At 31.8% G+C, this 12,310-nt stretch carries 12 protein-coding genes; 10 read left to right on the forward strand and 2 right to left on the reverse strand.

Going from position 1 to position 12,310, the window contains the following annotated elements:
• The 10 genes from HKO22_RS10260 to HKO22_RS10305 all read left to right on the forward strand — a co-directional run.
• A partial coding sequence (locus HKO22_RS10260) for an ATP-binding cassette domain-containing protein (RefSeq protein WP_169970448.1) occupies nucleotides 1–792 on the forward strand: 792 nt, incomplete at its 5' end.
• A gap of 573 nt (nucleotides 793–1,365) precedes the next feature.
• Nucleotides 1,366–2,139 (forward strand): LamB/YcsF family protein, encoded by a 774-nt coding sequence (locus tag HKO22_RS10265; RefSeq protein WP_169970450.1) that lies wholly within the window; start codon nucleotides 1,366–1,368, stop codon nucleotides 2,137–2,139.
• Between the two features lie 10 nt (nucleotides 2,140–2,149).
• Nucleotides 2,150–3,355, forward strand: a complete 1,206-nt coding sequence (locus tag HKO22_RS10270) for an NRAMP family divalent metal transporter (protein WP_169970452.1) — start codon at nucleotides 2,150–2,152, stop codon at nucleotides 3,353–3,355.
• Between the two features lie 14 nt (nucleotides 3,356–3,369).
• Complete coding sequence (pxpB, locus tag HKO22_RS10275) at nucleotides 3,370–4,116, forward strand: 5-oxoprolinase subunit PxpB (RefSeq protein WP_075659308.1); 747 nt, start codon at nucleotides 3,370–3,372, stop codon at nucleotides 4,114–4,116.
• Nucleotides 4,109–5,053 (forward strand): 5-oxoprolinase subunit C family protein, encoded by a 945-nt coding sequence (locus HKO22_RS10280; protein ID WP_169970454.1) that lies wholly within the window; start codon nucleotides 4,109–4,111, stop codon nucleotides 5,051–5,053. Before pxpB ends, HKO22_RS10280 begins: the two co-directional genes overlap by 8 nt.
• A complete protein-coding gene (locus HKO22_RS10285; protein WP_169970456.1) occupies nucleotides 5,050–5,847 on the forward strand; it encodes a putative hydro-lyase in 798 nt (265 codons plus the stop codon). The genes HKO22_RS10280 and HKO22_RS10285 overlap by 4 nt, the downstream gene beginning before the upstream one ends.
• A gap of 114 nt (nucleotides 5,848–5,961) precedes the next feature.
• Nucleotides 5,962–6,204: a DUF1294 domain-containing protein gene (locus HKO22_RS10290; RefSeq protein WP_169970458.1), complete on the forward strand. Its 243-nt coding sequence runs from the start codon at nucleotides 5,962–5,964 to the stop codon at nucleotides 6,202–6,204.
• A 197-nt stretch (nucleotides 6,205–6,401) separates the two neighbouring features.
• Nucleotides 6,402–7,112 (forward strand): beta/alpha barrel domain-containing protein, encoded by a 711-nt coding sequence (locus HKO22_RS10295; protein ID WP_169970460.1) that lies wholly within the window; start codon nucleotides 6,402–6,404, stop codon nucleotides 7,110–7,112.
• 12 nt (nucleotides 7,113–7,124) lie between these two features.
• On the forward strand, nucleotides 7,125–8,630 hold the full coding sequence (locus tag HKO22_RS10300; protein WP_075659303.1) for a Na+/H+ antiporter NhaC family protein: 1,506 nt from the start codon (nucleotides 7,125–7,127) through the stop codon (nucleotides 8,628–8,630).
• A 139-nt stretch (nucleotides 8,631–8,769) separates the two neighbouring features.
• Nucleotides 8,770–9,282 (forward strand): macro domain-containing protein, encoded by a 513-nt coding sequence (locus HKO22_RS10305; protein ID WP_169970462.1) that lies wholly within the window; start codon nucleotides 8,770–8,772, stop codon nucleotides 9,280–9,282.
• A 411-nt stretch (nucleotides 9,283–9,693) separates the two neighbouring features.
• Here the strand turns inward: HKO22_RS10305 and HKO22_RS10310 are convergent, their stop codons facing one another.
• Nucleotides 9,694–9,873, reverse strand: coding sequence for a hypothetical protein (locus HKO22_RS10310; RefSeq protein WP_075659301.1), 180 nt, complete (start codon nucleotides 9,871–9,873; stop codon nucleotides 9,694–9,696).
• A gap of 8 nt (nucleotides 9,874–9,881) precedes the next feature.
• Nucleotides 9,882–12,310 (reverse strand): transglycosylase domain-containing protein (locus HKO22_RS10315; RefSeq protein WP_169970464.1); only part of this gene is annotated, 2,429 nt, incomplete at its 5' end.

The following is a 12,310-nucleotide window of genomic DNA, read 5'->3' on the forward strand; positions in this document are numbered from 1 at the left end:
GAGTTTTTTGATTTGAAAGAAGAGGACGTTTCTAATAAGATAAAAATAGATAAAATAAAAGAAATAGAAATAAAAAATTTATATTACAAATATAACTCTTCAAAGGAATATGTTCTTAAAAATATTAATCTACATATAAATAAGAATGAAAAAATTGCGATTTTAGGAATGAATGGAAGTGGAAAGACAACTTTAATAAAATTAATTATGGGATTTTATAGAAATTATGAGGGAAATATATTAATTAACGGCATTGAAGTTAGGGATATTGATAAAGAATCTTTGCTAAAAGAAATTTCAACTCTATTTCAAGATTTTGTTAAATATGAGGCAAGCTTTAGAGAAAATATATCTTATAGTAATCTAGATATTATGAATGAAGATGAAAAAATAAAAAACATAGCAAATAAATTTAATTTTTTAGATTTGATCAATTCTTATGATAAAAAACTAGATACTCAATTAGGAATGTGGTTTGACGATGGAATTAACCTATCTATGGGGCAGTGGCAAAAAGTTGCTCTTGCCAGAGCCTTTGCCAAAAACAGTAGTATGTACATTTTAGACGAACCAAATGCTGCAATGGATGCTATTACAGAAAAAGAAATTTCAAATTTATATGAAGATATCTTAGAAAATAAAATTGGTATAATTATCGCTCATAGATTTTTAAATATTGTGAATATTGTAGATAAAATAATAGTATTACAAAATGGAGAAATAGTTGAACGAGGAAGTCATGAAGAGTTAATTAAAAGTGGAAATATTTATAAAAAACTAACTAAATTATAAAAATAAGGTTTGCTTTAGCATAGGAGTCATAAAATCAATATTTTGTGAATAAATTTATGCTGCTATAATTCGCTATTTTTAACCCTTCCCATAATAAAACTAAATTAATTTTGGCTTTATGTCAAATTTTGGGGAGACTCGATAATATAGGGTCTCTTTTTACTATAAAAATCATTTACAAGAAAGCATTATACTTTTTCTAAATTTTTGAAAATTTCTCATACTAGAACAATTTCTTTTAAGTGACAAATTTATCATTTTCTTCTATCTTATTTACAATTACATCTTTAAAAGCAAAAAGATTTATATTATTATTTCTTTGCACTTATATGCATCTTAAGACCGTTTTTTCTTATTTAAAGTTTAGGACTTGGTGAGTATAAGTGCAATATTTTTTACATAAAATATCTATTAGAGATTTTACTCCCCAACAGATTTTATAGAGTTTTTTTGTACAAAATACTAATGAAGAGAGGTTAAAGTAGTTTTGACAATGTTTGCATATTATGCTGCTTTTTATTATAATTATATTAAGTTATTGCTATTGTTTGTTTAGAAAAAAGGAGGAAATTAATGCAATACTTTGTAGATTTAAACAGCGATATTGGTGAATCCTTTGGTGCCTATAAATTAGGTATGGATTCAGAAATTGTAAAATATGTAACTAGTATTAACTGTGCTTGTGGTTATCACGCAGGTGATCCACTAATTATGGATGCAACTTGCAAGGCAGCTGCGGAAAATGGAGTAGAAATTGGGGCTCATCCAGGATATCCTGATTTAATGGGATTTGGCAGAAGAAAAATAGACGTTAAACCAGAAGAAGCTAGAGCATACATGCTTTATCAAGTTGGAGCACTTACTGCTTTTGCAAAGGCACATGGTAAAAAGCTTCAACACATGAAACTTCACGGAGCATTTTACAACACTGCTTGTAACGATGAAAAGCTTGCAAATGCAGTTTTAGATGCTATTGAAGAATACGATAAAGATTTAATCCTTATGGTATTAAGTGGATCTTACATAGCTAAAGAAGGCAAAAGAAGAGGACTTAAAGTAGCTCAAGAAGTTTTTGCAGACAGAGGATATAACGAAGATGGAACTCTAGTAAATAGATCGCTTCCAGGTGCTTTTGTCAAAGATCCTAAGGAGGCAATTCCAAGAGTTGTAAAAATGATTAAAGAAAACAAAGTTACAACTGCTAATGGCAAGGAAATTGACATAGTTGCAGATTCAATTTGTGTTCACGGCGATAACCCAGAAGCTCTCGAATTTGTAAAAAACATTAGAGAGGGATTAGAAGCTGAAGGTATTGAAATTAAATCTTTATCTAGCTTCCTAAAATAAGGAGAAAAATATGGAAAAAAATAAAAATAATTTATCTGTTCTTTTAGGAGCAGCCTTTTTAATGGCAACATCTGCTATTGGGCCAGGGTTTATGACACAAACTGCTACCTTTACTACAAAAATTGGAGCAGATTTTGCAGCAGTAATTCTAATTTCAATTATCTTTTCATACATTGCACAACTTAATGTGTGGAGAGTTATTGCAGTATCAAAAATGAGAGGCCAGGACATTGCAAATAATGTACTCCCAGGACTTGGATATGTAATTGCATTTTTAGTTGCAATTGGTGGTTTGGCATTTAACATTGGTAATGTTGGTGGAGCAGGACTTGGACTTAATGTAATTTTTGGAATTGATGTAAAAATTGGGGCAGCAATAGGTGGAGTAATTGGAATTATTCTTTTCTCTTCTAAATCTGCAAGTTCACTTATGGATAAAGTTACACAAATTCTCGGTGCACTTATGATTATCCTAATTGCCTATGTAGCAATTAAGACACAACCACCAGTTGGCGAAGCTCTAAAATCTGCTGTTGAACCTGCAGGTGGATTTAATAGTATTTTACAACCCACTCTTACATTAATCGGTGGAACTGTTGGTGGATACATTATATTCTCAGGTGGACATAGACTTATTGATGCTGGAATTACTGGCGAAGAAAATCTTTCGCAAGTAACGAAATCTGCATCACTTGGTATTGGTGTTGCTTTTATCGTAAGAGTTTTACTATTTTTAGCAATTCTTGGAGTTACAAAAATGCAAGGAGCAGAGATAGATCCTGATAATATTGCAGCTTCTTCATTCTTAGCGGCTTCTGGTGTAGTTGGATATAAGATTTTTGGTTTCGTATTTGCGGCAGCAGCTTTTACTTCAGTAGTGGGTGCAGCTTATACATCAGTATCATTTTTAAAAACATTATTTAAATTTGTAGCTGATCACGAAAACATGGTTACAATTGCCTTTATAGTATTATCTACAATTATGTTTATCTTTATAGGACAACCTCAAACTCTATTAGTAGTAGTTGGAACTTTAAATGGCTTCATTCTTCCAATAACTCTTGCAGTAATTTTGTTTGCATCTAAAAACAAAAAAATTGTTGGAGATTATATACACTCAAATATACTTTTTATCCTTGGATGGATAGTAGTTGCAGTTACTGCATTTATGGGAATTCAAACTGTAATAGCAAATGTTGGCAAACTATTAGGATAAGTTAGGAGTAAAAAATGTATGATAAAATAAAGTTTTTAACGGCTGGCGATTCAGCCATTGTCATGGAATTTGGCAACACAATTGAAAAGAAAATCAATGCAAAAATTTCCGCAGTTGTTGAAAATTTAAAAGAGAAAAAAATAGATGGTATTTTAGACATTTTGCCAACTTATAGATCTATTTTAATTAATTACGATCCTGTAAAAATTTCTTATGGCGAAATGGTTGAGATTTTAAAGGGACTTAACAAGTCAAACAAAGACAACAAGAGTGACGAAGTTAGACTTATTGAGATCCCTACTCTTTATGGTAGAGAATATGGACCGGATATTGAATTTGTAGCTGAAAACGCAAATCTTAGCGTAGATGAAGTTATAAAAATTCATTCAGGTACGGATTATTTAGTTTATATGATGGGCTTTATGCCAGGTTTCACTTATTTAGGTGGACTTGATGAAAGAATTGTCACTCCAAGACTTAAAAGTCCAAGGCTTAAGATCGAAGCAGGTTCTGTAGGTATTGCAGCAAATCAAACGGGAATGTATCCACTAGAATCACCGGGAGGATGGCAATTAATCGGAAGAACACCACTTAAGCTTTATGACGACACTAAAGAGCCGCCGGTTTTCATTCAAGCAGGCGACTATATTAGATATGTACCTATTACTAAAGAAGAATATGACGAAATAGAAAAAGAAGTTGAAAAGGATTCTTACAAAATTTCCATTAAGAAAGTAAAGAGAGGTGATCTTCATGAGTAGTATCGATGTAATAAATGGTGGAATTCTTACGACAATTCAAGATAGTGGTAGATATGGCTATCAAGAATTAGGTATTCCTACATCGGGTGTCATGGATGATTATAACTATAAACTTTCAAATATATTAGTTGGAAATAAGCTTGATGAAGCTGTACTTGAAATGACTTATTTTGGACCAACTTTGAAATTTAATGAAGAAATGACAATTGCAATAACAGGTTCTAATATGAGTCCAAAGATAAATGGCAAAGCTGTTCCAATGTTTGAAACTATAAAAGTCAAAGCAGGAGAAACTCTCCAATTTGGAAGAGTTGATGAGGGAATAAGATCTTATATTGCCTTTGGTGGTTCAATTGATGTACCTGTTGTAAATGGGTCTAAATCAACTCATATAAAGACAAAAATGGGAGGGTTAAATGGTAGAGCTTTAAAACCTAAGGACCAACTTAATATTAAAAAGTCTAAGGAAAAAACTATGAGGAGGATTCCTGAAAAGTATCTTCCAAAGTTTTCTCACTGTAATATTTTAAGAGTTGTACTTGGGCCTCAAGATGATTATTTCACAGAAAAGGGTATTCACGATTTATTTAGATCAGGTGGATATCAAGTTACTAAAGATTTTGACAGAATGGGAATTAGACTAAAGGGAGAAGAAATTGAACATAAAGAAACTGCAGATATTATTTCTGACGGAACAACTTTTGGTTCAATTCAAGTGCCAGCAAATGGGCAACCAATTATACTTTTAGCGGACAGACAAACTACTGGCGGATACACAAAAATTGGAAATGTGATTACACCAGATCTTTACAAGCTTGCACAAATGGCTTTCTTGGACAAAGTTCTTTTCCAACAAGTTACAATTGAGGAAGCTCAAAAATTAGCTGTTGATTACAAAAATAAATTTGATGTAATAAAGAAGGAGTCAATAATATGAAATTAAGTGAACTTGCAAAGATGCATCCAAAGAAGGTAAGAGAACTCATAAGAAAGGGTGAAGTTGATCTTCCAACTTCTGGAATGAGTGAAGGATATTTGCAAGCTAACCTCGCAATACTCCCAAAAAAATACGCCTATGACTTTTTACTTTTTGCACAGAGAAATCCTAAGCCATGCCCAATTCTTGAAGTACTAGATGAAGGAAGTCCCATTACAAAAATTATGGCTGATGGGGCAGACATTAGGACTGATATCCCAAGATATAGGATTTATAAAGATGGAGAATACGTCAAAGAAGTCAAAGATTTAAAAGATTTGTGGCGAGATGATTTCGTTACTTTTGTCATTGGATGCTCTTTCTCTTTTGAAAAGGCGATGCTAGAAGCAGATGTGCCTGTAAGACATATTGAGGACGAGCATAATGTTCCAATGTATATTACAAATATTGCCACTTTGCCTGCAGGAATTTTTCACGGAAATACAGTTGTATCTATGAGACCAATTCCTTACAAGGATATTGTTAGAGCTACAACTGTTACAGCAAGATTCCCAGCAACTCATGGTGCACCTATTCACATTGGAGATCCTTCTATTATTGGAATAAAAGATATCGACAAGCCGGACTTTGGTGAAAAAAGTATAATTAAAGAAGGGGAAGTGCCAGTATTTTGGGCTTGTGGAGTAACACCTCAAGCAGTTGCAATGGCATCTAAACCAGAAATTATGATTACTCACGCTCCAGGGCATATGTTAATCTTAGATAAAAAGGATGCTTACGTTTCAGTATTTTAAAAAATTCTGCCAGGAAAACTTGGCAGATTTTTATTGATGAAAATTAAATAAAATTTTAGACAAATAACTTCTTTTTTATGTTATAATTTTCAAATATTATACAGGGATGATAAGATGGAAATTAATCGTTTAATAATTTTTGCCAATATTATAAATTTTATTCTCTATGGAGTAGATAAGTTCAGGGCGAAAAATAATTCGTGGAGGATTAGAGAAAAAACTTTGTTAACTCTTTCAATTTTTGCAGGAGTTGGAGGTTTTCTTGGGATGGAAATTTTTAATCACAAAACTCGCGAGAGAAAATTTTATCTAGCAAATATTATTGGAATTCTTTTAACAATTTATTTAATAAAATAGGTTGTACACTTTTTAAGGAGCATCTTTTTTGCAGCTCTCAACAAATATGTTCATTATATAATACCATTAAAATATTTTATACTAAAGAAAGTATAGGCATACTAATTATTTTTATAAATTAATAAGATTTGAATTGACTTTATAAGCAATTTTTTATTAAATAAATGTAAATAATAATATTATATTAAGGAGGAATTATGGAAAATTTTGATAATTCTGAAAAGAAAAAGAAATTTGTCCCAAGTATTGAGACAGAACTTAGGAGAAGACAAGTATCTGTTCCTGAAGTAACTTATAGGGCTAGTGGAATAAATTTTATGGGAAAGAGAATAAAATCGCTCATTTTTACTAATGATATCCCTATTATTGTTAACAACAATGCTCAAGCAATTATGTCTGTGTATCCCTTTACTCCACAACTTAAAATAGTATCTGCTATAATGGAAGTTGCATCAGTTCCAGTATTTGTTGGTATAGGTGGCGGAACAACATCTGGATTAAGAGTAGTGAATATTGGATTGCAAGCAGAACTTATGGGTGCAGCTGGAGTAGTAGTTAATGCGCCTATGTCCAATGATAATATAAAGGTAATTTCAAGGGCGTTAGACATTGCTGTCATAGCAACTGTTATTACTGAATATGACGACATTAAGGGAAAAGTAGATGCAGGAGCTAGAATTTTAAATATTGCAGGTGGCAAAAAAACTGCAGAACTAGTAAAGTATACAAGGCAGATAGTTGGAGAGGAGTTTCCAATTATTGCAACAGGTGGTCACACTGATGAGCATATTCTTGAAACAATAGATGCAGGTGCAAATGCAATAACCTACACGCCTATGTCGAGTGCTGAAATTTTCTCAGAAGTCATGGAAAAATATAGACTTAACATGAAAGAGAAGGAGCAATAATAAGGAGAAAAAATGGAATTTGGAATTTTATCGATAGTTCCTCCAATAGTTGCCATTGCTTTGGCACTTATAACTAAAGAAGTAATCACTTCTTTATTAATTGGAATTTTATCTGGAGGACTTATCTACACTGGTGGAAATATTGTTGCCGCCTTAGAAACAGTTTTTGATTTAATGGGGACAAAGTTAGGCGACAATGCGCTTATGTTAGTTTTTTTGGCTATGCTTGGCTCCCTTGTAATGGTAATGAACATGGCGGGTGGATCCTTTGCCTATGGTAAGTGGGCTAGTAAAAAAATTAAAAGCAAGAAAATGGCAAAGCTTGCAACATCTTTTCTTGGAATTTTAATTTTTATCGATGATTATTTTAACTGCCTAACAGTTGGCGCAGTAATGAAACCAATTATTGATGAAAATAAGGTGTCAAGGGCAAAACTTGCACATATTATTGACTCGACTGCAGCACCTGTATGTATACTTGCACCAGTTTCATCTTGGGCAGCATCTGTTGTCGCAGTAATAGGAGATACTGGAGTAAAAAATCCTATGAGCGTATTTCTTAGCACAATCCCTATGAATGTATATCCAATACTTACACTTCTTTTAATTTTATATTTTTGCACATCTGATATAGAAATTGGAGTGATGGAAAAATATGAACTTAACGATACATCAAGACTTGTTGAAAATGAAGATGTTGGATATAAATATTCAAAAAATGGAAAAGTTTACGATCTTGTGGTTCCAATTTTAGTTTTGATTTTTGTAACTATAATGATGATGCTAAAGACTGGCGGATTTTTCACTGATGGAGTAGGAGCGGCAGCTGCCTTTGGAGATGCAAATGTAAATTTGTCTCTTGTAATAGGAGCTTTTTTTGCAATAGTAATTTCTTTTTTACTATATATTCCAAGGAAACTTTTAAAATTTGAAGAATTTATGAAGGCAATAGTAGATGGAATGAAGACAATGGTTTCTGCAATAGTAATTCTTTCTCTTGCATGGACTATTGGAGGAATCACAAGTGATGAATTTTTAAATACTGGATCTTATATAGCATCGCTTATTTCTAATTCAACTATGCCTATGTGGCTTTTGCCTGCAATAATTTTTGTAGTGGGAGCATTTTTATCATTTTCAACAGGAACAGCATGGGGAACTTTTGGAATTTTAATTCCAATAATGGTGCCAATTTTGATGCACACAAATCACATGCACTATTTGACAATTGTACTTGCAGCAATTTTCTCTGGATCAGTGTTTGGAGATCACTGTTCGCCAATATCGGATACAACAATTTTGTCCTCAGCAGGAGCGGGTTGCGATCACATCGCCCATGTATCAAGTCAATTACCTTACGCAATTAGCGTTGGTGTATCCTCAGCACTTGCCTTTTTAATATCAGGAATAATAGGAAAGCCAGCACTTACACTTCCAATGGGAATTTTAGTTCTTGCAGTGATTGTATTTGTGTTGAGAAAAATGACGATAAAAAAATATTTAAAAAATGAAAATTAATTTTTAGGGCTAACTGGGAAGTTAGTCTTTTTTATTTAGTTTTATAAAGGCTTAATTTTTGTGAAAAATTTTTATTTTATCCTTTAAAAATTTCTTTAATGTGGTATATATTTTAAATAAGAAATACAAGAGGTGCATTATGAGCTTTCAAATTGAAAAGAAAAATATTTTAGATTACGAAGTTGATGCAATAGTAAATGCAGCAAATAAAGAACTTAAAAGAGGCGGTGGAGTATGTGGACAAATATTTGCAAAGGCAAGGGATGAAGAATTAGAAAAAGAATGCAATAAACTTGCGCCTATAAACCCTGGTGAATCTGTGATTACAAAGGGTTATAATTTAAAGGCAAAATATATTATTCACGCTGTTGGACCAATTTATTTTGATGGAAACCAAAATGAAAGGAAAATTCTTGAAGCTGCATATAGATCTGCACTTGAGCTTGCTGTGGAAAAGAATTTAGAGAGTGTAGTATTTCCACTTTTATCATCAGGAATTTATGGATATCCATTAGATGAAGCAGCAGAAGTCGCAGTATTTACAATAAGGGATTTTTTGAAAAATCATGATTTAGACGTTTCCATTTCAGTACTCAATGACAATGTTTTAAAAGTTTTAAAAAAGAAAAATAAAGAGTGGTTAGAAAAATAAATTAATTAGCTTTTGTGATTTAAAAGATAGTAAATTTATTGTATATGTGAAGATGTAGACTGGAAAAGAATTAATGGAGTTTTAAAATAAAATTATTATAAATTACTTTTATTAATTTTTTGGAAGGTTAAATAAAAATATTTTGTATTATTTTTAAGATGTATATAAACTCTGCATTTTTATTTTACTAAAGCTTATATATTTTAAGACGAGAGATTTTGCATACATAAGAAATATAATTTTATTAATATCTTTTGCTATATTTATTAATTAATTATATTTTGAAAGGTTACAAACACATTATTATATTAGAAATTTTATTTTAGCATATTAAGAGCCTTATGAATAAGATCCTTTAAAATTAAAGGCAAAATAAAAGATAGCCGTCATTGTGACAAGCTATCTTTTATTTTAGTAGAACAATCTTTTTATTTCGTTTCTCATTCGTATTTTGCTCGCATGGTAGGCAACTTTTCCTGCTCTCTTTGGGTTTAAGAGGGGTATTAATTTTAGCTTTCTTCTCTTCCTTCTTTTTGGCTTTATTAATTTTATAAAAACTATTAATTTTATTAAACTTGATAAATTTTTCATATTTGCTCCTATTTTTTCTTACTTTTCTTTGTTATATCTGTAGATTTTTTTACTTTTTCTTTAGCTTGTTTTTTTGATTTTACATTTGATGAATTGTCCTCATTCTCTCCAAATTCATTGTACCATTCTCTAGTGTGGACATCACAGTGTTCTTTTGGAACAGTCATGTAATCATCTGGATAAATTCCATAGTGAGCCTTTGCATCATAAGGTTTTTCTCTTTCAAAGCGAACTGAATATAGCACGGACTCACTTGGACAAAATTGTGTTGCAAGTTTATTTGAGTCTTTGCAGATTAAATACTTCTTAAATAAATTGTCTTGTTCTGTTGGCTCTGTGCCAGAAATAAATTTTTCTCTATAAGATGCGTTGGCATAGTCACTCATTTTTGTGGCAAGTTTTCCGCTCTTTGATGAAATGGATCGTGTAACAATATAGGATGGATCTTCTTTAAAAGTTTCGCCCTTGCCTAAATTTTTTGCCATTCTATTAAATAATTCTATTGCAGAAGACTTGTCAGATGAGAGGGAAATTTTTGGCGAGTCTGCACCAATCCAAAGGGAAATTGTATGGCTATTTGTAAAGCCATTTACAAAATAATCTGAATTAGTTTTGTTTTGACCAAGATATGCTCCAGTTTCCGACGAACCAATGTGAGCGCCAATTGCGTTACCTCTATTTTTATTTGAAATAAATACATCCTTTAAAAGATGAGATGCCTTTTCGTCAAAAAGTCTTTTCTCCTTGTTACTATTGTCAATGATTATATTGCCACTTGGATCTTCTATTTTTAAAATGGCAGTTTCTTCTTTGTATATTCCGTCATTTGAAATTGTTTGATACATTTTTGATAAATCAGAAAGTGTTATGCCAACTTGCATATTTCCAAGGGCAAGGGATTCTAAATTCTCGTCATGTTTCTTTTTATTTTCGCTGTGATTTATAAAGTAGTCATCGCCATTATCTTTTATAATTTCAAATTTTTTTAATACATCAATAGCCTTGTCTTTTCCAATTTCATCTAGAACTTTTGCCGCTATAACATTGGAAGAATTTTCCATTGCAAGTCGAAGAGTCATTAAGCCCTTAAAGGAATTGTAATAATTATGTGGCCAGAACAATCCATCATAGGTAGTTGGCACATCGTCATAGACATATCCAAGAGTTTTACCATCTATAAGAGCAGGGAGGTATACGCTAAAAGGAGTAAGAGCAGAGCCAGGTTGTCTGTAAGATTCTGTTGCACGATTTAAAATTTTTGCGTTTTTAGTCCTAACATCTAGTCCGCCAATTATTCCCTCGACAAAACCACTTTTGTTGTTCACTACAATCATTGCAGATTGAGGTTGCATTACAGGATTTGGATTGAAGTTAAAATATTTATTTGAAATAATTAAATTGTCATTTTCAATTTTATAAAAATCGGGAAAGTCCTTTAAGTAAGAACCATCGATAATCAAATAATTATTTTTTAGTTCACCAGAACCTTCTTCGATTTTTAGAGCACCGATATCATAAGTGTTTAAAATTTTATTTTCGTCAAGAACATAGGCATCAATTATGTCGATTTTTTGGCCCAATTCTTTAAAATAAAGGCTCTTTATTTTTAGATCACCATGAGAGGAGATGCTATAAGATGATTTTGGAATTATAAAATTAAAATTTTCATCTAAAATATTATTTTTTGCAAAATATAAAATTTCGTCGCCAAAAACAATATTATTTACGCTGTCGAAACTTAAATTCAACATTCTGCTGCCGCCACTCGATGATCTGTTGAGCAAAAAGTTCTTGAAATTTTCGTATTTATCTTCTAAATCTTTTTGAATGTCTTCATCAATTGTAGAATAAACTTTGTAACCGCCAGTGAAAAGTTTATGCTCGCCCTCTTCTAATGTTGTCTTGTAAAAATCAGCTAAGTATCTTGAAGCTTCCTTTTTTATGTAGTCAGTGGAGTAGGTACTCATTGTGTGATTTTTAAAATTTCGAGGGTTAAGGGCATTTACAATGTCATAATTTTTAGCACGTTCATATTCTTTATCATTAATATAACCTAAATCGTGCATTCTCATTAAGACAATTTTTTGCCTTTTGAAGGCATCGTCGTTTAGTACCATGTAGAGATCTTTTCCGTCGATTTCTCTAGTGCCAATTACTTTAAAATCGTCCTTTAAGTATTCTTCTGGAACAGATTTAAAGGGAGAATAATTAGTTGGGGACTTTGGTATTCCAGCAAGTAGTGCAGCCTCAGCAATATTTAAATCAACTGCATCCTTTGAAAAATAAGTTTGAGCAGCGGCTTCAATGCCATAGGCGCCTTGTCCTAAATTTATTCTATTTAAGTAAGCTTCTAAAATTTCATTTTTATCTAGCACATCTTCCACTCTTAAGGACAAATAAGCTTCTTGAATTTTTCTGCCAAGAGTTTTTTGATTTG

It is taken from the genome of Peptoniphilus faecalis, assembly GCF_012976305.1.
Lineage (GTDB): Bacteria > Bacillota > Clostridia > Tissierellales > Peptoniphilaceae > Peptoniphilus_A > Peptoniphilus_A faecalis.

What these genes read in the sequence shown, in the direction of transcription:
- HKO22_RS10300 (WP_075659303.1), top strand. Translation starts at nt 7,125, where the DNA reads ATGGAATTTGGAATTTTATCGATAGTTCCTCCAATAGTTGCCATTGCT.
- HKO22_RS10280 (WP_169970454.1), top strand. Translation starts at nt 4,109, where the DNA reads ATGAGTAGTATCGATGTAATAAATGGTGGAATTCTTACGACAATTCAA.
- HKO22_RS10265 (WP_169970450.1), top strand. Translation starts at nt 1,366, where the DNA reads ATGCAATACTTTGTAGATTTAAACAGCGATATTGGTGAATCCTTTGGT.
- pxpB (WP_075659308.1), top strand. Translation starts at nt 3,370, where the DNA reads ATGTATGATAAAATAAAGTTTTTAACGGCTGGCGATTCAGCCATTGTC.
- HKO22_RS10305 (WP_169970462.1), top strand. Translation starts at nt 8,770, where the DNA reads ATGAGCTTTCAAATTGAAAAGAAAAATATTTTAGATTACGAAGTTGAT.
- HKO22_RS10285 (WP_169970456.1), top strand. Translation starts at nt 5,050, where the DNA reads ATGAAATTAAGTGAACTTGCAAAGATGCATCCAAAGAAGGTAAGAGAA.
- HKO22_RS10310 (WP_075659301.1), bottom strand. Translation starts at nt 9,873, where the DNA reads ATGAAAAATTTATCAAGTTTAATAAAATTAATAGTTTTTATAAAATTA.
- HKO22_RS10290 (WP_169970458.1), top strand. Translation starts at nt 5,962, where the DNA reads ATGGAAATTAATCGTTTAATAATTTTTGCCAATATTATAAATTTTATT.
- HKO22_RS10270 (WP_169970452.1), top strand. Translation starts at nt 2,150, where the DNA reads ATGGAAAAAAATAAAAATAATTTATCTGTTCTTTTAGGAGCAGCCTTT.
- HKO22_RS10295 (WP_169970460.1), top strand. Translation starts at nt 6,402, where the DNA reads ATGGAAAATTTTGATAATTCTGAAAAGAAAAAGAAATTTGTCCCAAGT.